At 70.3% G+C, this 21,180-nt stretch carries 16 protein-coding genes; 11 read left to right on the plus strand and 5 right to left on the minus strand.

What is annotated here, in order from left to right:
* Positions 1–53 precede the first annotated feature (53 nt).
* On the plus strand, positions 54–1,214 hold the full coding sequence (locus tag ACOZ38_RS10960) for a carboxylate-amine ligase (protein WP_405146008.1): 1,161 nt from the start codon (positions 54–56) through the stop codon (positions 1,212–1,214).
* Positions 1,215–1,295: 81 nt separating this feature from the next.
* Here the strand turns inward: ACOZ38_RS10960 and ACOZ38_RS10965 are convergent, their stop codons facing one another.
* The 3 genes from ACOZ38_RS10965 to ACOZ38_RS10975 form a co-directional block, all read right to left on the minus strand.
* A complete protein-coding gene (locus ACOZ38_RS10965) occupies positions 1,296–2,870 on the minus strand; it encodes an NAD(P)-binding domain-containing protein (protein WP_424530096.1) in 1,575 nt (524 codons plus the stop codon).
* Between the two features lie 162 nt (positions 2,871–3,032).
* Positions 3,033–3,596, minus strand: a complete 564-nt coding sequence (locus ACOZ38_RS10970; protein ID WP_424530098.1) for a hypothetical protein — start codon at positions 3,594–3,596, stop codon at positions 3,033–3,035.
* 90 nt (positions 3,597–3,686) lie between these two features.
* A complete protein-coding gene (locus ACOZ38_RS10975) occupies positions 3,687–4,247 on the minus strand; it encodes a carboxymuconolactone decarboxylase family protein (RefSeq protein WP_405146013.1) in 561 nt (186 codons plus the stop codon).
* Between the two features lie 274 nt (positions 4,248–4,521).
* On the opposite strand from ACOZ38_RS10975, the gene ACOZ38_RS10980 reads away from it, so the two are divergent.
* Positions 4,522–4,917 (plus strand): nuclear transport factor 2 family protein, encoded by a 396-nt coding sequence (locus ACOZ38_RS10980; protein ID WP_424530100.1) that lies wholly within the window; start codon positions 4,522–4,524, stop codon positions 4,915–4,917.
* Between the two features lie 73 nt (positions 4,918–4,990).
* Here the strand turns inward: ACOZ38_RS10980 and ACOZ38_RS10985 are convergent, their stop codons facing one another.
* A complete protein-coding gene (locus tag ACOZ38_RS10985; RefSeq protein ID WP_424530102.1) occupies positions 4,991–5,689 on the minus strand; it encodes a carboxymuconolactone decarboxylase family protein in 699 nt (232 codons plus the stop codon).
* A 263-nt stretch (positions 5,690–5,952) separates the two neighbouring features.
* Here ACOZ38_RS10985 and ACOZ38_RS10990 point away from each other — a divergent pair, with 263 nt between their 5' ends.
* The 9 genes from ACOZ38_RS10990 (at position 5,953) to ACOZ38_RS11030 (ending at position 19,724) form a co-directional block, all read left to right on the plus strand.
* Positions 5,953–6,171: an acyl-CoA carboxylase subunit epsilon gene (locus ACOZ38_RS10990; RefSeq protein ID WP_424530103.1), complete on the plus strand. Its 219-nt coding sequence runs from the start codon at positions 5,953–5,955 to the stop codon at positions 6,169–6,171.
* A 203-nt stretch (positions 6,172–6,374) separates the two neighbouring features.
* A complete protein-coding gene (locus ACOZ38_RS10995) occupies positions 6,375–7,370 on the plus strand; it encodes a DUF1702 family protein (protein WP_405146021.1) in 996 nt (331 codons plus the stop codon).
* A gap of 226 nt (positions 7,371–7,596) precedes the next feature.
* Positions 7,597–8,559 (plus strand): DUF1702 family protein, encoded by a 963-nt coding sequence (locus tag ACOZ38_RS11000; protein ID WP_424530105.1) that lies wholly within the window; start codon positions 7,597–7,599, stop codon positions 8,557–8,559.
* On the plus strand, positions 8,556–10,523 hold the full coding sequence (locus ACOZ38_RS11005) for a CRTAC1 family protein (protein WP_424530107.1): 1,968 nt from the start codon (positions 8,556–8,558) through the stop codon (positions 10,521–10,523). The genes ACOZ38_RS11000 and ACOZ38_RS11005 overlap by 4 nt, the downstream gene beginning before the upstream one ends.
* 5 nt (positions 10,524–10,528) lie before the next feature.
* Positions 10,529–11,527: an enediyne biosynthesis protein gene (locus ACOZ38_RS11010; RefSeq protein WP_424530108.1), complete on the plus strand. Its 999-nt coding sequence runs from the start codon at positions 10,529–10,531 to the stop codon at positions 11,525–11,527.
* Positions 11,524–17,328 (plus strand): type I polyketide synthase, encoded by a 5,805-nt coding sequence (locus ACOZ38_RS11015; RefSeq protein WP_424530110.1) that lies wholly within the window; start codon positions 11,524–11,526, stop codon positions 17,326–17,328. Before ACOZ38_RS11010 ends, ACOZ38_RS11015 begins: the two co-directional genes overlap by 4 nt.
* A gap of 3 nt (positions 17,329–17,331) precedes the next feature.
* On the plus strand, positions 17,332–17,760 hold the full coding sequence (locus ACOZ38_RS11020; protein WP_405146031.1) for an acyl-CoA thioesterase: 429 nt from the start codon (positions 17,332–17,334) through the stop codon (positions 17,758–17,760).
* A gap of 30 nt (positions 17,761–17,790) precedes the next feature.
* On the plus strand, positions 17,791–18,330 hold the full coding sequence (locus ACOZ38_RS11025) for a flavin reductase family protein (protein WP_405146033.1): 540 nt from the start codon (positions 17,791–17,793) through the stop codon (positions 18,328–18,330).
* Positions 18,327–19,724, plus strand: coding sequence for a cytochrome P450 (locus ACOZ38_RS11030; RefSeq protein WP_405146035.1), 1,398 nt, complete (start codon positions 18,327–18,329; stop codon positions 19,722–19,724). The genes ACOZ38_RS11025 and ACOZ38_RS11030 overlap by 4 nt, the downstream gene beginning before the upstream one ends.
* 393 nt (positions 19,725–20,117) lie before the next feature.
* Here the strand turns inward: ACOZ38_RS11030 and ACOZ38_RS11035 are convergent, their stop codons facing one another.
* Entirely contained in the window at positions 20,118–20,804 is a 687-nt protein-coding gene (locus ACOZ38_RS11035) for a helix-turn-helix transcriptional regulator (protein ID WP_405146037.1), read from the minus strand.
* Between the last annotated feature and the right edge of the window lie 376 nt (positions 20,805–21,180).

A 21,180-nucleotide genomic window follows, 5' to 3' on the forward strand; every position in this document is an offset into this window, starting at 1 on the left:
CGTCCATGACGCGGACGCTGACAAGGGGCGATCTTTCCAAGGTGGGAGTCGGGATGACGGCGATCGTGGACGAAGCACAGCCGCTACCTTTCGATGCGGTCTGCCCGCTGATGGGGGTGGAAGAGGAGTACCTGGTCGTGAACCCGGCCACGCGGGAGGTCGCGCCGAGGGCGGCCTCGATCGTGCGGCGCGCGGAGGCGGAGCTGGGCGACCAGGTCTGCACCGAGATCACCCGCTTCCAGGTGGAGGCCAAGACGACGCCGTGCGCCGACGTCTCGGAGCTGGAGGGCCAGCTTCGGCGGATGCGGTCGGTGGTGGCCGCCGCGGCCCGCGCGGAAGGGCTCGCCGTGGTCGCCTCAGGCACTCCCGTGCTGGGCGACGTGGTCCCGCCGCCGATCACCGACCATCCCCGTTACGGGGTCGGCATCGCCAACTACCGCGGGCTGCACGACGAGCAGAGCATCTGCGCCGGCCACGTCCACGTGCACCTGCCGGACCGGGAGCGGGCCGTGCTGGTGAGCAACCACCTGCGCCCGTGGCTGCCGGTGCTGATCGCGATGATGGCCAACTCGCCGTACTGGGCCGGTCGCGACACCGGATACGCGAGCTGGCGCACGCTGTGCTGGGGCAAGTGGCCGGTGGCGGGGCCGCCGCCGTACTTCGGCTCGCTGAGCGAGTACGACGAGCTGGTCGGCGTGCTCACCGACTCGGGGGCCCTGGTGGATCCCGGGACGATCTTCTGGGACGTACGGCCGTCGGCGCGGCTGCCCACGCTGGAGGTCCGGGTGACCGACGTGCCCGCCACCGCCGAGGAGTCCGCGCTGCTCGCGGCCGTCGTGCGCGCCCTGGTGGTGGTGTCGCTGGAGCGGGTCGAGCGCGGCGATCCGGGTACGCCCGTGTCGGCCGAGCGGCTGCGGGTGGCGTACTGGCGGGCGGCCCGCGACGGCCTGGACGGGCACGGCGTCGACCCGGTGGCCGGCGAGCTGCGGCCGGCCGGTGACCTGCTCTCGGGGCTGCTTCGGCACATCCGTCCCGCCCTGGAGGAGGCCGGCGACCTCGACATGGTGACGCGGCGGCTGCGGCGGCTCCGCGTCGCCGGCACCGGGGCGGCACGCCAGCGCGCCGCCCACGACCGGCGCGGGCGGGCCGCCGACGTCGTCGACCACCTGGTGGCGCACCTGGTCGCCCCGGACGGTTCGGGCGAGGTCGTCTGACGCGCTCCCGCGAGCTCAGGCGGGCTCGTCCGACGCGCTCCAGCGAGCTCAGGCGGGCTTGTCCGACGGGCTCCCGCCGGCTCAGGCGGGGTCGTCCGACAGGTCTTCCCGCGCGCCGAGTCGGGCGGCGAGGAACGCGCGCAGCGGCTGTACGTGCCTGACCGGGTCGCGCCACTGGGCCAGCAGGTCCTCGAGCAGGTGCCGCTCGCCGACCTGCTCGCGATGCCGCCAAGCCCGGACGACCGGGTGCAGGAAGGCGCTCTCGTGCGCCCGCTCCGGGGTCGGGTGCCGCTGGATCGCGAACACGTCGCCGTAGTCCTGCCGTCCCCATCGCAGGGTGACGGTGAAGTATAGCGGGTGGCCGGCGAACCGCTCGACCGCGTAGTCCTCGGGCAGGTCCTCGTAGTGCAGGATCTGCCCGGCCGCCTCGTCGACGACGTACACGTCGCACAGGTACTCGAACTGCGTCCACAGCGCCGAGCTGTAGTTGACCCGGTCCAGCATGGTCGCGGTGAGCCGGCCGGGGTCGACCGGCAGCACCTCCTGGCGCAGCGGCGCCTCGTCGTAGCGCTCGGCGAGGAGGGCGGCCAGCGTGCGCAGGTTGTAGCGGAACCCGTCGATGAAGGCGGAGGAGGCGCGCTTGAAGTCGCGGGCCTGCATCAGGGTGCCGGCGAAGTACAGTCCCTCGACGTTCGCCGACTGGAAGTCCGGGTGGATCGCCGGCATCCGCCCGTTCGGGGCGAGCTCGGGCATGCAGGAGGCGTCGAACAGGCCGGTGTCCATGGTGAAGCCCGTGCAGCGCAGCACCGCGTCGTATTCCAGGACCGCCTGCTCTCCTTCGGCGAGGGTGTAGGTGATCGCGGCCTTGTAGCGGTCGCCCTCGCGCCAGATGCGGTCGACCTGGCATTCGAGCACGCCGTGCAGGGTCTTGAACCAGTAGCTGTCGAGCAGCGCGCCGTACTGGCCACGCACGTGACCGGGGTGCTTGCTCGTCCACGCGAGCCGTACGGGGCTGGGGCTGGCCAGGTGGATGATGGCGGCCTGACCGAGTATGGCCTGGGCGGTCTCGAACGCCGAGTTGCCCTTGCCGATGATCAGCACGCGCTTGTCGGTGAAGTCCTCCGCGGACACCGAGATGTCCTCGTATCCCACGGCCAGCTCGATGCCGGGGATGTCGGGGATGTGCGGGCCGCCCCAGCCGGTGGCCATGATCAGGCATTCGGCGCGGAACACCTCGTCCCCCGCGTGCACGACGAAGCGCCCGTCGACCTTCTCGACGCGGTCGACGCATGTGGAGTACCGGACGTTGAGCGCGTGCTCCCGCTGGAAGTCGGCGAGGTAGCGCACCAGGTCGTCCGCCTTCGGGAAGTACTCCTGCGAGTAGCGGGGGAACATCAGGTCGGGTGAGTCGTTGAGCAGGGAGTTCCAGTCCCAGCGCAGGGCGATCTCCGGGTCCTTCTCGCCGGTGTGCACCTTGTTCAGCGAGATGAGCCTGCGGTGGCGCGGGTAGCGGCGGAAGAAGCCGCCGGGGGATTCCTCGCGTTCCAGGGTGAGGTAGTCGGCCCCGGCGCGCCGCAGGAAATAGCTGAGCTGCAGCCCGCCCGGGCCGGCACCGATGATCAGGTAACGGTGGACGTGCTCGCCTGATGTCGTCATCGGACCTCACGCTCCGCCCGGGCCGGCCTGCTCAGCGGCCGGGCGGCCTGCGGGCGGTGGCGGGGCGGAGCCGCGGTGCCGGGTGAGCCGGCGGCCGATGCGACAAAGGGCATGAGCACTCCATGTGCGTCGAGGACAGGGATCTTCCGGGGCTCGCGTCGTTCAGGCCGCGGCGGTCGCGCAGCGGCAGTTCATCGACGCCCGCTCCGAGGGGGTGGGCCTGCGGTGCAGCCACATGGCCACCACCATGGGCGCGAACACGATCGCGTTGTAGAACAGGTGCAGCTCGACGCGGGGCACCAGCAGCTGGATCATGCTGGTCGGCACCGGCCTGCCCAGCAGGTGGTAGCCGGTGAGCGCCTGGAGGAGCAGCAGCAGGTGCTCCAGGTGGTGCCACACCTGGATGCCCAGCGAGATGTTCCACCAGGTGCGGGAGCGGCCGGTGAAGCCCTTGCGGAGCACGATCAGCCCGACGAGCATGACCAGCGCGTATCCGTAGTGCATCCACTCGGAGGTCACCAGCCACGGGAACGGCCGTCCGAGCACGCCGCGCGCCTCGGGCACCGGCCAGCCCAGGGCGTAGATCTGGATCGCCTGCGCCACGTGCTCGGCCCAGTGCGCCAGCACGATCACCAGGAAGACGTTCAGCCCGGCGCGGTGGTAGTCGGTGTTCAGCGACGTCAGCAGGTCCGCTCTGGGGGGTAACGCGCTTGAGTGGCTGGCCATGGGTCTCCTCCACGGACGTCGGTCGGGCGTACGCGTCTGCTCGGCGCTCTTTCGGGGGGTGGGGCGGGCGTCGACTGACGTCGGATGGTGTCAGGCCTGGCGCTGTGACTCGGCGAGCAGCCCCAGATAGCCGTCCGAGACGATCCGTCTCGCCCGGGCGGCGTAGCCTGCGGGATCATCGGGGGCGATGGTCGCGAGGCCGTCGACGTAGCGGTTGTACATGCAGAACGCCGCGGCGATCAGCACGGTGTCGTGGATCTCCAGGTCAGTGGCTCCCGCCGCGCGGGCCTCGGCGACGTCCTTGTCGCCGACCTCACGCCCGCTCCGCTGGACCGCGCCGGCGATGGCGAGCAGGGCCCTCAGCTTGTCGGACACGGGCGCGGCGTCGAGGTCGGCGCGGACCTGCTCCACCAGTTCCATGCCCTCGGGGAGCTGCGCCGCCGCGTAGGCGGCGTGGGAGGAGTAGCAGTAGCGGCACTGGTTCAGCGCGGACACATACGCCGCGATCAGCTCCCGCTCGCCCCGGGAAAGGGTGCTCTCCTGACGGAGCAGCACCTCCACCAGCTCGTTGAGCGGGCGGGCCGTCTCCGGACGGAAACGGAACAGGCCACGGATCCCCGGTTCATCTGAGTTGAGGCTGATGTGGGGCATGGTCGATTCCTCACCGGCGAGGAGGGGACTCCTCACTCGCAGTCGTGGGCGAACAGATCCATCCGACAGACGCTCATGTTCGCTACCGGATGGCCCCGATGTCAACGGGCGGTCTCTCCGCGCCTCCTCAATGGTGGCCGGGGTCTTTCCCGGCGTCGTTACCGGGACGTGACCATATGGTAAGTCTGTCCTAACTCTCTTGTTTGCTCTCACGGCCAGGCGTAGCGTCACCGTCGCCCCCCAAAAGATCCGCACCATCTCCAGGAGGCCGTTCATGTCCGAACATCCCAACGTCAACCCCGCTCGCGAGAGTTACGACGCGATCGCCAAGGGTGACCTGGACTACATTCGCGACAACCTGCTCGCGGAAGACGTGGTATTCCACGTGCCCGGCCAGGGTTCACTGGCAGGCGACCACACCGGCAAGGCGGACGTATTAACTTATCTCGGAAAGCTCGGGGACCAGACCGGCAGTTCCCTGCGGTACGACCCCGACGCGTTTCTCGCCGATGACGAGCACGTGGCGGTCCTGCTCCGTATCCGGGGAAATCGTGACGGCAAGATCCTCGACGGGCGGGGTGTTCACGTATTCCGCATCGTCGACGGCAAAATCGCGGAGCGCTGGAGCTTCCCGTACGATTCCTATGTGATCGACGACTTCTTCTCGTAAACGCGCGCGGCGCACGGCCACCCGGCTCACGCGGACCCAGAGGTCGGAGGTCGCGGCGAGCCGGGTGGCCCTGTCATGACGCCTGACGCTGCGATTCGGCCAGTACGGCGAGGTATCCGCCCGTCATCTTGGCCCGTGCGGCGTAGACGGCGGGGTCGTCGGGGGCGAAGGTGGACAGGCCGTCGACGTAGCGGTTGTACATGCAGAACGCCGCGGCGATGAGCACGGTGTCGTGGATCTCGGTGTCCGACGCGCCCGCCGCCCTCGCCTCGGCCACGTGCTGCCTGGAGACCCGCTTCCCGCCCTCCTGGACCGCCCCTGCGATGGCCAGCAGGGCCTTGAGCTTGTCGGAGACCGGCGCCGACTCGAGGTCGGCGCATACCTGCTCCACCAATGTCATGCCCTCGGGAGCCCGTACGGCCGCGAATGCCGCGTGGGTGTAGAAGCAGAACCTGCACTGGTTCAGCGCGGAGACATAGGCCGCGATCAATTCGCGTTCACCGCGGGTCAGCGTGCTCTCCCCGCACAGCAGCACCTCGGAAAGCGCGTTCAAAGGAAGAGCCGTCTCCGGGCGGAAACGGAACAGGCCGCGAATTCCCGGCTCGTCGGTGTTCAGTTCGATGTGCGGCGACGCGGCGCCCGCGGGGCCCATGGGAACCAGCGGGGGGCGTTCGGGCCATTCGAGCCCACATGTGTGGTCGGCGGGCTCGGCGACGGCGGGCAATTCGAGGGCGATGTTCCCGCGGGTGGGAAAGGCCACTGCGTTCGTCATTGTCTTGACCCCTCTTCTCGGCTGTCATTCGTTCTCGCACCACCAACTCTGCGCTTTTCGCTACCGGCGGGACAGGGCTCGCCGAGTCAGCAAGCTGCCCCGCCGCCGCCGCTTCCTGCCACGCCCGGCGCTTGACACGCCGCCGCTTGGCGCGCGCCGGGAATCAGGTTCCAACTGCGCATTCGAGAAGTTGCGGCCCTCCCGGCCCGGGGGCGACCCTCATAAGAGCGCTGAAGAGGGCGGGTCCCGACCGGAGGTACGACATGGCGCAGAGCTTGTACCTGAGGGTGATCCGCGGCAATCCGACACCGGAGGAACTGGCGGCGCTCATCACCGTCCTGAACGCCCGCGCCGCCTCCGCCGCTCGCGCGGCGGCGGCGTCCGCGGCCTCCGCGTGGGTCGACGGCGCCCGCTCCGCGCGCCGGCCGGCCGCGCCGAGCTCCAGCCCCGCCGCGTGGCGCGTCAGCGGGTGGACCGGCTAGGGGGGACCCCGCTCTGTTCCATCGAAGCCCCTGCTTCCGCGGGGGCTTCTTTCTTTCTGAGTACCGGTAACACGATTCACTACAGATCATTACTTAGCACCGCAATCAGGGAGATGTGCCGCAACGATCGGCATATGACCATTAAATGGTCACGCTGGTGTGAGTAACCGTCATCGGCTGGCGGCGAAAAGACGAGGAGCATTATGCCAACCCTGTTAGGTTCCCTGCGCAGGCTCGTGCTGACTCCGTCGCTGGCCGACGTGACTTTCAGCGTGCGCGGTTTCCCTTCCACGCCGTCGCCCGCAACGCGCAAGCTGGAGGCCATTCCCCAGGCGGTGATCTGTGGATTCGAATGGGGAATCGACGCGCGTGACCAGTGGGAGGTCGAGCGCCGGCTGAGCATGGTCGACCAGGAATTGCGCGGATTCGCCTACGAGGGCGCGACGATGGCTTTCACGATCGTCGACTCGATGGGCGGCGGCCGGGGCACCCGCACCCGCGATCTGCTCCTCGGCCCCGGGCAGCCGCACATCTTCCTCACCTACATCGGCATCGGCTTCGCCATGGCACGGCTGCCCAGGCCGCTGTGGAAGAAGATCATGCCGGACCTGAGCGGGTCGGCGTACTACCCGACCATGAGCTGGCTGGCGGTGGACGGGTACGGCTTCGACCGCGCCTACTTCGACACCCGGCGCTGGGTCGACGAGCAGCGCGTCCCCACCCCCTACGCCTGGGAAGGGTCTCCCGACTACTTCCTGCGGGCCGTCGACCAGGGCATCGGCCGCGCGCTGTGGTTCATCCACGCGGGGCGGGTCCCCGACATCGCCGCCAGGGTGGGGGGTTTCGCGGCTCACCGGCAGGCCGACCTGTGGAGCGGGGTCGGTCTGGCGGCGACGTTCGCCGGCGGTTCCGTGGCCGAGGGGCTCACCGCGCTGCGCCGCGCGGCAGGCGACCACCATCCCGAGCTGGCCCAGGGTGTGGTCTTCGCGGCCAAGGCGCGCGACTTCGCCGGCTTCGTGCCGCAGCACACCGAGATGGCCGCCGCCATCCTGGCCGACCTGTCGATGGAGGGCGCCGTGGCGCTCGCCGACAGCACCGCCGTGGAGTCCGGCGGAACCGAATCGGTTCCAGCATATGAATTGTGGCGGCGCGCGATAAGCGCGCATTTCATTTCGTCGGGAGACCGTGTCCCGAGCTGACACGGCCGCCGCTTGACGGCGTACGGCGATTCTCGCGTGGGGCGGGATCCTTTTGGCCCGGCGGCTCATTCGAGCATGCCCGGAAAACGGTTCCCGCTTTCTGCTGAGCACGTTTGAAGTGGACCCGAAGTCAGCCTATATGGCTACATTTAGGTAAAGATGACCCCACGGTGAAGGGGAAACCCCCGAGGGGAGGGAGAGGCAATTGGCCAGCATTCTACGGTCATTGAGAAGCCGTATTCTGACACCCAACGTCTCGGAGACGAAGCTCTCGACACGTGGTTTCCACGTGAAGAGCCCGGAAGCCCGAGACCTGTTGGAGAAGGTCGGCGAGACGTTCCTCACCGGTTACGCCTACGCGGCGGAGGCCCGTACGCCCGCCGAGGCCGAGGAGCGTCTGGAGGAGATTCCGGAGCGGTTCCGGGGCTTCGCCTACGAGGGCGCGGGCATGGGGTTCGCCATCCTCGACGCGACGCCGCTCTCGCGCGGGCCGAAGGTCGCCGGCTTCCTCGCCGGGCGGCGGGGTGACGCCCAGATCTACCTGGTCTACGTCGGCGTCGGCTGGGCGATGGCGCGGCTGCCGAGGTTCCTGTGGTCCAAGCTCTACGCGCCCGACCCGCTGCTGCGGTACCTGGCGCTCGACGGATACGGGTTCCACCAGGCCTACTTCCGCACCGACCAGTACGTGCACGGGCAGTACCAGGACCCGGGCTTCCCGTGGCCGGCCGACGCCCCGCAGGGGTACGCCAACCGCGTCATCGACCAGGGCATCGGGCGGGCCATGTGGTTCGTCGGGGGCACCGACGTCGACGTGGTCACCACGATGATCAACCGGTTCCCCGAGCACCGGCGAGGCGACCTCTACGCGGGCGCCGGGCTGGCGGCCACCTATGCCTGCGGCGCCGAAGAGGACGAGCTGCGGGCGTTCAGGGACCGGGCGGGCGTGTACCGCCCGCAGCTCGCCCAGGGCTCCGCCTTCGCGGCCGAGGCCCGGGTGAAGCCGGGACTGGTGGTGCCCGCCACGGAGATCGCCACCCGGGTGTTCTGCGGCGTGACGCCGGAGCAGGCGGCGCGGATCAGCAACGAATCCCGCCCCGACCAGCGGATCCAGGGTGATGTGCCGGCCTATGAAGTGTGGCGCCGGCGGATTGCCGACCAATTTGTCTCTCTTGGAGGTGTTAGCCCGTGACTGCGACCCTTGGCTGGCTGCGCAGGCAGCTACCGGGAATCGTCGCCCTCGTGCTGGTCACGAGCGTCTTCTTGATCGCCCGCCTGCCCTCGTACTCCGCGGCCGAGACCTCGGCCATCGCGAGCAAGTTCGCGTTCAAGCCGTTGTCGATCGCCCTGCCCAGTGGATACACCGAGCGGACGATCCGCAAGGTGAACCAGGACTACAAGCACATCGACGCGTGGATCTCCTCGGTCGGTGCGGCGATCGCGATGAACGACCTCGACGGTGACGGGCTTTCCAACGACCTCTGCCTCGTCGACACGCGCACCGACCAGGTCGTCGTGACGCCGACCCCGGGTGCCCGCTCCGACCGGTACGCGCCGTTCGCCCTGAACCCCGGCGCGCTGCCGATGAACGACCACATGGCGCCCATGGGCTGCGTCCCCGGCGACTACAACGAGGACGGCCGCCTCGACCTGCTGGTCTACATGTGGGGCCGCACCCCGATCCTGTACCTGGCGAAGCCGAACGCGACCAAGCTGAGCGCCGACGCTTACCAGCCGACCGAGCTGGTGCCGGGCGCGAACTCCACCAACGGCCAGTACACCGGCCCGCAGTGGAACAGCAACACCGCCACCGTCGCCGACTTCGACGGGGACGGCCACGACGACATCTTCATCGGCAACTACTTCGCCGACAGCCCGGTTCTCGACTCCACCGTGGCCGGCGGCGTCCACATGAACCACTCGATGTCGGACGGCCACAACGGCGGCGAGGACTACTTCTTCCGCTGGACCGGGGCGACCACGGGCGACAATCCCTCGGTCACCTACGAGCGCCTGGACAACGTCCTGTCGAAGGAGGCGTCGAAGGGCTGGGAGCTCGGAGCCGCCGCGGCCGACCTGGACGGCGACCAGCTTCCCGAGCTCTACCTCGCGAACGACTTCGGCCCGGACCGGATGTTCTACAACCAGTCCACCCCGGGGCACATCAAGCTCTCGCCCGTCGAGGGCGTCCGCACGCCGCTGATCCCCAAGTCCAAGACGATCGGCCACGACTCCTTCAAGGGCATGGGCGTGGACTTCGGCGACCTCAACCACGACGGCATCTTCGACATGTTCGTCAGCAACATCACGACGTCGTGGGGCATCGAGGAGAGCAACTTCCAGTTCATGTCCACGGCCAAGAACCAGGCCGACCTGCGCGCCAAGCTGCGCGCCGGCGAGGCGCCGTGGGTGGACGAGAGCGCCCCCTCCGGCACCGCGTGGTCGGGCTGGGGCTGGGACGTCAAGATGGAGGACTTCAACAACGCCGGTGAGCTGGCGATCGCCCAGGCGACCGGGTTCGTGAAGGGCCAGACCGACCGGTGGCCGCAGCTCCAGGAGCTGGCCACGGCCAACGACCAGCTGCTGCAGAACCCCTTCTGGTGGCCGAACGCGCAGGCGGGCGACGACATCGGCGGGAACCAGACGCTGCACTTCTTCGCCAAGGGCCCGACGGGACGCTACGTCGACCTCGCCCCCCAGCTCGGCCTCGCCATCCCGGTGCCCACCCGCGGCATCGCCACCGGCGACTCCGACGGTGACGGCCTCGTCGACTTCGCCGTCGCCAGGCAGTGGGGCGAGCCGGTCTTCTACCAGAACCAGAGCCCCTCCTCCGGCGCGTACCTCGGGCTGCGGCTCACCCGGGACCAGGCTCCGGTCGCGGGGACGCTCCCGGCTCCCGGCTCACCGGCCACCGGCGCCCAGGTCACGGTGAAGACGGCGGACGGCCGCTCGTTCATCGGCCGCGTCGACGGCAGCAGCGGCCACTCCGGCCGGCGCTCCACCGACGTCCACATCGGACTGGGCCAGAACGTCACCGGGCCGGTGCAGGTGCACCTCCGCTGGCGCGACCGCACAGGACAGGTACACGACCAGGATCTTCAGCTGACCACGGGCTGGCACTCGCTCGTGCTCGGCCAGCAGGCCAAGGAGAAGTGATCGACATGGCTGAAACGAAGGCCCCCGCTGAAACGAAGGCCGCCGCGCCGCGTCACGACCCCAAGGTGATCATCGCGCTGCGCAACTTCGCGATCTCGATCTCCGTCTTCAACATCTTCGGATACACCGTCCTCGGGTTCGAGCAGCCCTGGCTGTGGCCGTTCTTCGCCCTCGCCACGGGCTACGCCACCGAGATCGGGCTGGAGTACATCGGAGCCAAGGTCGAGAAGCGCGCTCCGCGCTACACGGGGCTGGGGTTCCGCGGCCTGATGCAGTTCCTGTACCCGGCGCACATCACATCCCTCGCGATGAACATGCTGATCTACGTCAACGACCAGATCCTGGTGCTGCTCTTCGGAGTCGTCGTCGCGGTCGGCGCCAAGTGGGTGCTGCGAGCTCCGGTCAAGGGCCGCATGCGGCACTTCATGAACCCGTCGAACTTCGGCATCGCGGTCATCCTGCTGCTCCTGCCCTGGGCCAGCATCGCACCGCCGTACCACTTCACCGAGCACACCGACACCTGGTTCGACTGGATCATCCCCGGGATCATCATCGTCGGCGGCACGATGCTGAACGGGAAGCTGACGAACCGCATGCCGCTGATCCTCGGCTGGGTGGGCGTCTTCGCCCTCCAGGCCATCGTGCGAGGCCTCTTCTTCGGAACCTCGATACCGGCGGCACTCGGGATGATGACCGGCGTCGCGTTCGTGCTCTTCAGCAACTACATGGTCACCGACCCGGGCACCAGCCCGTCGAAACCGGCCTCCCAGGTCGCCTTCGGCGGCGGCATCGCCCTGCTCTACGGCCTGCTGACCGCGGTGCACATCTCCTACGCGCTCTTCTTCGCCACGGCCGGCGTCTGCGCCATCCGCGGCGGGTTCTTCTGGGCGCTGCACTTCGTCAACAAGGCGCGCGAGCAGCGTGAGGCCCAGGCCCGCCAGGCCGTCTCCGAGGTGCCCGTAGAGCGGGTCCCGGCCACAGGGAAAGAGGTCGCGACCGTATGACCAGGATCGCGATCGTCGGCATGGCGTGCCGGTACCCGGACGCCACATCGCCGAGAGAGCTGTGGGAAAACGCTCTCGCCGGTCGCCGCGCGTTCCGGAGACTGCCCGACGTGCGCATGCGCCTGGAGGACTACTGGGACGCCGACCCGGCGCACCCGGACACCTTCTACGCGCGCACCGCGGCGGTCATCGAGGGCTACGAGTTCGACCGTGTCGGTTACAAGATCGGCGGCAGCACGTACCGCTCCACCGACCTCACCCACTGGCTCGCGCTCGACATGGCGGGCCTCGCCCTGGCCGACGCGGGCTTCCCCGGGGCGGAGGGCCTGCCCCGGGAGCGCACCGGCGTCATCGTGGGCAACACCCTCACCGGCGAGTTCACCCGCGCCAACGTGATGCGCCTGCGCTGGCCGTACGTGCGCCGCACGGTGGCCGCGGTGCTCAAGGAGCAGGGCTGGGACGACGAGCGGCTGGCCACCTTCCTGGCCGACCTTGAGACCACCTACAAGAGCCCGTTCCCCTCCATCGACGAGGACACCCTGGCCGGCGGCCTGTCCAACACCATCGCCGGGCGCATCTGCAACTACTTCGACCTCAACGGCGGCGGCTACACCGTCGACGGCGCCTGCTCCTCGTCGCTGCTGTCGGTGACGACCGGGTGCAAGGCGCTGATCGACAACGAGATCGACGTGGCCATCGTCGGCGGCGTCGACCTCTCGATCGACCCGTTCGAGATCGTGGGCTTCGCCAAGACCGGAGCCCTCGCCAAGAGCGAGATGCGCCTGTACGACCGGCACTCCAACGGTTTCTGGCCGGGCGAGGGCTGCGGCATGATCGTGCTGATGCGCGAGGAGGAGGCCGTCAAGGCCCGTCACCGCATCTACGCGACCATCGCCGGGTGGGGCATCTCCTCCGACGGCAAGGGTGGCATCACCCGGCCCGAGGTCAGCGGCTACAAGCTCGCCATGCGCCGGGCCTACGAGCGCGCCGGCTTCGGCGTCGAGACCGTGGAGCTGTTCGAGGGCCACGGCACCGGCACCCCCGTCGGGGACGCCACCGAGCTCACGGCGCTGTCCGAGGCCCGGGCCGAGGCCGACCCCGGCGCCACGCGCGCGGCGGTCACCTCCATCAAGGGAATGATCGGGCACGCCAAGGCCGCGGCCGGCGTCGCCGGCCTGATCAAGGCCGCCATGGCGGTGCACGAGCAGGTGCTCCCGCCGGCCATCGGCTGCGTCGACCCGCACGACATCCTGACCAGCGAGTCGGCGACGCTGCGCGTCCTTCGCAAGGCCGAGCCCTGGCCGGCCGGGGCGCCCGTGCGCGCCGGCATCACCGCCATGGGCTTCGGCGGCATCAACACCCACGTCGTGCTGGAGAAGTCCGGGCCACGCAAGCGCGCGCCGCTCTCGACGCGCACCAAGAGCCTGGCCTCCTCCCTGCAGGACGCGGAACTGCTCCTCGCCGACGCCGCCTCGCCGCAGGCGCTTCGCGAGCGGGTCGCCGAGCTGGCTGACTTCGTGATCAAGGTGTCGTACGGCCAGCTCTCCGACCTCGCCGCCACCCTGCAGCGCGACCTGCGCGAGTCGCCGTACCGGGCCGCCGTCGTGGTGTCCTCGCCCGAGGACGCCGAGCGGCAGCTCAAGCGGGTGCTGACCGCGCTCGACGAGGGCGAGACCAGCCTGTTCGCCCCCGACGGCCGCGCCTTCTTCGGCCAGGCCGACGGGCCGGGCCGGGTGGGCTTCCTCTTCCCGGGACAGGGCTCGGGCCGCGGCACCAGCGGCGGCGCGCTGCGCCGGCGCTTCGCCGAGGTCGAGGAGATCTACGTCAAGGCGAACCTGCCCACCACCGGCGACATGGTCGCCACGGCGGTCGCCCAGCCGCGCATCGTGACCGGCTCCATGGCCGGCCTGCGCGCGCTGGCCGCGATCGGTGTGGAGGCGGACGTCGCGGTCGGGCACAGCCTGGGCGAGATCTCCGCCCTGCACTGGGCCGGCGCGATGGACGAGGAGACCCTGCTGCGGGTCGCGGGCGTCCGCGGCAAGGCCATGACCGAGCACAGCGCCTCGGGCACCATGGCCAGCGTCCGCGCCACCCCCGACACGGTCACCGAGCTGGCGGGCGAGCTGCCCGTCGTCATCGCCGGGTACAACGGTCCCGACCAGACCGTCGTCGCCGGACCGGTCGACGCGATCGAGGAGTTCGGCCGCAAGGCCGCCGGCGCGGGCCTGAAGTGGACCAAGCTGCCGGTGTCGCACGCCTTCCACTCCCCGCTCGTCGCACCGGCGGCCGAGGAGTTCGGCGAGCACCTGGCCGGGGAGGACTTCGGTCCGATCGACCGGCCGATCGTCTCCACGGTGACCGGGGTGACGCTTACTCCGGACACCGACATCCCGGCGCTGCTGCGCGGCCAGATCACCGACCCGGTCCTGTTCACCCAGGCCGTGGAGGCCGCCGCCAAGGACATGGACCTGCTCATCGAGGTCGGTCCAGGCCGGGTGCTCAGCGGGCTGGCGGCGTCCGTCACGGACGTCCCGGCCGTCGCGCTGGACACCGACGACGAGTCGCTGACCGGGCTGCTCCGGGTGGCCGGCGCGGCTTATGTCGCCGGTGTCCCGATCGTGCACGAGGAGCTGTTCCACGGCCGGCTGGTCCGGCCGCTGGAGGTCGGCACCGAGTTCAGCTACTTCCAGAGCCCCGTCGAGAAGGCGCCGCAGGTGACCATCGCGGCCACCGCCCGGCGGGCCGAGGAGCCGCTGAAGGCGGCCCCCGCCGTCGCCGGCGACACGGCGGCGCAGGGCGTTGGGGACGCGGCGGAGTCGAGCATCGACCTGCTGCGGCGCCTGGCCGCCGAGCGCGCGGAGCTGCCGCTGGAGATGGTGAGCGAGGACAGCAGGCCGCTGGACGAGCTGCACCTCAGCTCGGTCACGGTGATGCACATCATCGACCAGGCCACCCAGAAGCTGGGCGTGCCCGCCTCCCAGGCGCCGACCAACCTCGCCACGGCGAGCCTGCGCGAGCTGTCGGAGGCGCTCGACGCGCTGGCGGCCAACGCCGGTTCCGCCGAGGCCGCCCCGGCTTCGCTGGTGGCGGGCGCCGCGTCGTGGGCTCGGCCCTTCGCCGTCGACCTGGACGAGCTGCGCCTCCCGGCGCGGACCTCGCCCCAGGAGAACGGCCAGTGGCAGCTCTACGCGGCAGGCGACTCCCCGCTCGCCGCGCCGCTGCGGCAGGCGCTCGAAGGCGGCAAGGTCGGCTCCGGCGTGCTGGTCGTCCTTCCGCAGGACTGCGCCGAGGAGCACCTGGAGCAGGCGCTGCTGGGCGCGAAGGCGGCCATCGCGAGCGCGGCCGGCACCCGGTTCGTCGTGGTGCAGCACGACCGCGGCGCGGCGGGTCTCGCCAAGACGCTCCAGCTGGAGGCCCCCCACCTGCGCACCACCATCGTCCACGTGCCGGCGACGCCCGAGGCGGTCGCCTGGGTCGTGGCCGAGGTGGGGTCGACCACCAGGTTCGCCGAGGCGTTCTACGACGCCGATGGCGTGCGCCGGGTGCCGACGATGCGCGCGATGCCGGTACGTCCGGCCCGTACGGAGCTGCCGCTGGACGGCGGCGACGTGCTGCTGGTGACCGGTGGCGGCAAGGGCATCACGGCCGAGTGCGCGCTGGCGGTGGCGACCGACACCGGCGCCAAGCTGGCCGTGCTGGGCCGTTCCGACCCGGCCGCCGACCAGGAGCTGGCCGACAACCTCCGCAGGATGGCCGACTCCGGCGTGACGGTCCACTACGCACGAGCCGACGTCACCGACGCGGCCGCGGTGCGCGGCGGGATCGCCGAGCTGGAGGCGGCGCTCGGGCCGGTCACCGCCGTGCTGCACGGCGCGGGGCGCAACGAGCCCGGAGGCCTGACGACCCTCGACATGGCCGCCTTCCGCCGCACCTTCGCCCCGAAGGTCGACGGCCTGCGCAACGTGCTCGACGTCGTCGACCCCGGCCGGCTCCGCCTGCTGGTGTCGTTCGGCAGCATTATCGGCCGGGCCGGTCTGCACGGCGAGGCGCACTACTCCACGGCCAACGACTGGCTGGCTGACCTCACCCGTGAGGTGGCCGAGCGGCACCCGCAGTGCCGCGCGATCTGCATGGAGTGGTCCGTCTGGTCCGACGTCGGCATGGGCGAGCGGCTCTCGGTCGTCGAGGGTCTCGCCGCCAAGGGCATCGCGCCGATCTCCCCCGAGCAGGGGGTGCAGATCATGCGGCGGCTGGTCGCCGACCCCGACGCCCCCACCGTCGTGGTGATCAGCGGGCGCACCGAGGGCATCGACACCGTCCGCTACGACCTGCCGTCGCTGCCGCTGCTGCGCTTCGTCGACAAGCCGCTGATCCGCTACCACGGTGTCGAGCTCGTCACCGAGGCCGAGATGAACGCCGGCACCGACCTCTACCTGGCCGACCACCTCCTGGACGGCAACCTGCTGTTCCCGGCCGTGTTCGGCATGGAGGCCATGACGCAGGTGGCCTCGGCCACCATCGGCCGTGAAGCGGTCCCGGTGATCGAGCGGGCCGAGTTCCTGCGGCCGATCATCGTGCCGCCGGAGGGCAGCACCACGATCCGGATCGCCGCCACCGTCACCGAGGACGACGACACGCTCGAGGTGGCCATCCGCAGCGCGGAGACCGGCTTCGAGGTGGACCACTTCCGCGCGCGGCTGCGGTTCACCGGCGAGGCGGCGCCGGAGGGCCCGCCGAGCCAGGTCGGCGAGGGCCTGCCGGTCGTGCCGCTGGACCCGGCGACCGAGCTGTACGGCGACGTGCTGTTCCAGGGCGGGCGGTTCCACCGCCTGCGCCGCTACCACAGGGCCGCCGCACGCCACGTCGACGCCGACGTGGCGGCGCTTTCGGCCAGGGACTGGTTCGCCGGCTTCCTGTCCGGAGAGCTGCTGCTCGGCGACCCGGGCATGCGCGACGCGCTGATGCACGGCAACCAGGTCTGCGTGCCGGACGCCACGTTGCTGCCGGTCGGCATCGACAGGATCCACCCCGGCGGCGCCGCGCTGGCGGCGGCGGGCGAGCTGCGCTACTGCGCCACCGAGCGGGAGCGCGTCGGTGACACCTACATCTACGACATCGCCGTGCGCACGGCGGAGGGCGAGGTCGTCGAGCGGTGGGAGGGCCTGCGCCTTCAGGCGGTGCGCAAGAAGGACGGGCGCGGCCCGTGGGTGACCCCGCTCCTCGGCTCCTACCTGGAGCGCACGCTGGAGGACCTGGTCGGCGCCCGGGTGGCGGTCGCGGTGGAACCGCGCCATCCGGACGGCCCGGACGGCGACGCCGAGCGCCTGGCCCGTGCGGCCGTGGCGGCCGGGCGCGCGCTCGGCCGGCAGGTCGAGGTCCGGCACCTTCCCGGCGGCGGGCTTGAGATCGACGGCGGCCCGGCGGTCTCGGCGTCCCACGGGGCGGGCGTGACCCTGTGCGTCGCCGCCGAGGGCACGCTTGGCTCCGGCGTCGCGCCGGTGACCGAGCGGCCGGAGGCCGAGTGGCTTGAGCTGCTCGGCGCGCACGCGCCGCTGGCCGGGCTGGTCTCCGCGGAGACCGGTGAGGGCCTCGGCACCGCGGCGACGCGGGTGCTGACCGCGGTCGAGTGCCTTCGCGGCGCCGGCCTCCCGCTGGACGCTCCCCTGACCCTCGCCCCGGCGGGACGGGACGCGTGGGCGGTCTTCGCGTCGGGCGGTGTGCGCGTCTCGACGCTCGCCACGACGCTCAGGGACGCCCAGTCCCCAGTCGTGTTCGCAGTCCTCACGGAAGGGCGGTCGTAGGCCATGGGCAAGTACTACGAATACCAGCACACGGTCGGCTTCGAAGAGACCAACATCGTCGGCAACGTCTACTACGTCAACTACCTGCGGTGGCAGGGACGCTGCAGGGAGATGTTCCTGAAGCAGCGGGCGCCCGAGGTGCTCGCCGACCTCCAGGACGACCTGAAGCTCTTCACGTTGAAGGTGGACTGCGAGTTCTTCGCCGAGATCACGGCCTTCGACGAGCTGTCGATCAGGATGCGGCTGCAGGAGCTGGCGCAGACCCAGGTCGAGTTCAGCTTCGACTACGTCCGCCTCGATCCGGGAGAGGGCGAGACCCTCGTCGCCCGCGGCCGGCAGCGAGTGGCGTGCATGCGCGGGCCGAACACCCGCACGGTCCCCGCCAGGGTCCCCGACGCTTTGGCGCGGGCGCTCGAACCGTATGCCTCGTAGGCGCGGACCCGGACAAGCCAGGAGGACAGCGTGAACGTCGACAACTCCACGACAACCCGCCCGATGCCGGACGCGAAGTCGCTGCGGCGCGCCTTCGGGACGTTCGCCACCGGTGTCACGGTGGTGACGACGGGCGGCCCCACCCCGCATGCCATGACCGCCAACTCCTTCACCTCGGTCTCGCTGGAGCCGCCGCTGGTGCTGATCTGCGTCGATCGCGGCGCGGTGATGCACCAGTGCCTCACGGACACGGGCTTCTTCGGGGTGTCGGTGCTGGCCGCGCACCAGGAGGCGGCGGCTCTGCACTTCGCCGACCGCTGGCGGACCCTGGGCGCGGCCCAGTTCGACCACGTCGACTGGATGCCCGGCGAGGTGACCGGTGTGCCGATGATCGAGGGCACGCTCGCCAGCTTCGAGTGCGAGCTGTGGCGCACCTATGACGGCGGTGACCACACGATCTTCATCGGAAAAGTGGTCTCTCTGCACCAGCAGACGGATCGGGACGCCCTGCTGGTCTTCAAGGGCAAGTTCCGGCAGATAAGTCCTGATTGGAGCGAGGTACCGGCGTGACCGTCACCGGACCCCAGACCCAGAAGGCACCCGAGCGGCCGTCCGCGTCACCGGCCGGCCGCCGGGTGCCTCCCGGGCCGCCGCCCTGGGCGGCGCCGAGCCTGTTCAAGAAGCTGGCGACGGACCGGATCGCGCTGATGTCGCTCGCCGCGACGTACGGCGACGCGGCCCGGCTGTCGATCGGCCCCAAGACCCTCTACTTCTTCAACCACCCCGACCACGCGAAGCACGTGCTGGCCGACAACAGCGGCAACTACCACAAGGGCGTCGGCCTCGTGCAGGCACGGCGCGCCATCGGTGACGGGCTGCTGACCAGCGAGGGCGACCTGTGGCGCAAGCAGCGCAGGATGATCCAGCCCGTCTTCCAGAACAAGCGGATCTCCCAGCAGGACGGGATCATCGCCAAGGAGGCGGCGAACCTGGTCGAGCGGCTGCGGTCCCACACGGGCGGTGAGCCGGTCGACGTCGTCCAGGAGATGACCTCGCTCAGCCTAGGCGTGCTCGGGCGCACCCTGCTCGACGCCGACCTCGGCGCCTTCAGCTCGATCGGGCACTCGTTCGAGGCCGTGCAGGACCAGGCGATGTTCGAGCTGGTGACGCTGAGCAAGGTCCCCATGTGGGTGCCCCTGCCCAAGCAGATCCGGTTCCGCCGGGCCCGCAAGGAGCTCCAGCGCATCGTCGACCACCTCGTGGCCGACCGCCTGGCGCGGACCGGCGAGGGAGGTGACGACGTCGTGTCCCGCCTGATCGGCTCGACCCGGCAGGAGGCCGATCCCCGGGTCGGCCGGCAGCGCATGCGCGACGAGCTGGTCACCCTGCTGCTGGCGGGGCACGAGACGACGGCGAGCACGCTGTCGTGGACGTTCCACCTCATCGACGGGCATCCGGAGGTCCGCGAGCGGCTGCGCGCCGAGGCGGTCGAGGTGCTCGGCGACCGGCTGCCGGTCTACGAGGACCTGCACCGCCTGCGGTACACCGCGATGGTCGTGGAGGAGGTCATGCGCCTCTACCCGCCCGTCTGGATGCTCCCCAGGGAGGCCCAGGGGGACGACGAGGTCGGCGGCTACCACGTGCCGGCCGGTTCCGACGTGCTGATCAGCCCGTACACCCTCCACCGGCACCCGGCCTTCTGGGACGCGCCCGACAAGTTCGACCCCGACAGGTTCGACCCGGACCGTCCCACGAGCCGGCCCAGGTACGCCTACATCCCGTTCGGGGCGGGGCCGAGGTTCTGCGTCGGCAACCACCTCGGGATGATGGAGGCGACGTTCGTGATCGCCATGGTCGCGCGTGACCTGCGGCTCACCAAGGTTCCCGGCCACAACGTGGTCGCCGAGCCCATGCTGTCCCTCCGCGTACGCGGTGGGCTGCCGATGACCGTGCACTCCGCGTGACACCCGCGCCGCCGCGGGCCCGAGCAGGCCCGCGGCGGCGCAGGCCGTCCCGACGGAAATAGACGGATATACACGGATATGGCGGGCGCCCATCTGCACGGGCTGCCCGCCTTCTGTGGTGGTGCCCAGCCGGGACGAGGGGAACGGAGCTCGGCGAGGGGTCCGCATCGGGAAGGAAGGGACGCGCCCGGCTCGGCGAGGGGGCCCGGATCGGGAAGACGGGGGATGCGCCCTGCTCGGCAAGGGGGTCCGCATCGGGAAAGAAGGGACGCGCCCGGCTCGGCGGGGGAGAAGGGGAGCCGGTCTCGCGTCGGTGGCGGCTACCCGCCGCTGGGGGATCGGACGCCGCCACGTGGGGCGCCGTTCGCGGTACGGCGCGCCGGCGGCTTCGGCTCAGTGGGTGAGCTGGGGGACGTTCACGGACAGCAGGTCACGCATGGCGAGCAGTACAGGGGGGTCGAGGGGGCGCATCGGCCGCAGGTGGAGGTCGGCGACCTTCGTGTGCGTGCCGGGCCGTACGGTGATCGGCCCGTGGCGCCCGATGCACAGCGCCTCGTCGCCTCCGGGCGCGTGGTTGACGGCGTCCTCCCGGCCAGGGGCCACGGACTGCGCCATCAGGTGCCACTCGCCCTGGGGGACGTCCTCAAGCACGTACGGGCCCGGCTTGCGCAGGACGACGTACCTGACGGGCCGGCCTTCGAGGATCCTGTCGGGGAAGAGCCCGGCGAAGATGGGCTGGTCCTTCAGCGGTGACGAGATGTCCCCGCGGACCGTCGTCACGGGCCCGTTCCCCGTGCCGTCCTCGGAGCCTGCCGCGGACATCTGCGGCGTGATGCTCTTGAGCTGGCGGTACTTGGTGGGGGAGAGCCCCACGCTGCTGGTGAACCTCGAACTGAAGGTGCCGACGCTGGAGTACCCGACCCTGTGGCTGATGTCGGTGACGGTCAGCGAGGTCGACGCGAGGAGCCGCTTGGCCTCCTGGAGCCGTACCGCCGACAGGAATCGCCCGGGGGAAAGCCCGGTGACCCGCTGGAAGACGCGGGAGAAGTGAAACTTGCTGAACATCGCCGTGCGAGCCATGTCATTGATTGTGAGCTGCTCGCCGAGATTCTCGTGCATACTCTTCACGACACGCATCACGGCTTGTTCGATTGCGTTTTCCATTGCTCCTCCCGTGCGTTGGAGGTGTGGCGATAATTGACCCCGGATTGACACGGGAGAACTCGTCACAGCGAGCCTCCGTTATCTGCTCTCACTCCATGGCAGCGAATTTTTCCCACCCACATATGGCGCGAAATCCGGAAAAAACGACGCTCGACGACGCCACATCGACGGCACTTCGCCATGCCATCAGAATTGGCCGCCCCACCTCCCGCGACAACCCCTACCAGCCCCCAGCCTGCTGATATCCCGTTCCGGCGGGGGCCGGGAATGGCGCCGGGGGCGGAGGTGAAAG

It is taken from the genome of Sphaerisporangium viridialbum (genome assembly GCF_049674955.1).
Lineage (GTDB): Bacteria > Actinomycetota > Actinomycetes > Streptosporangiales > Streptosporangiaceae > Sphaerisporangium > Sphaerisporangium viridialbum.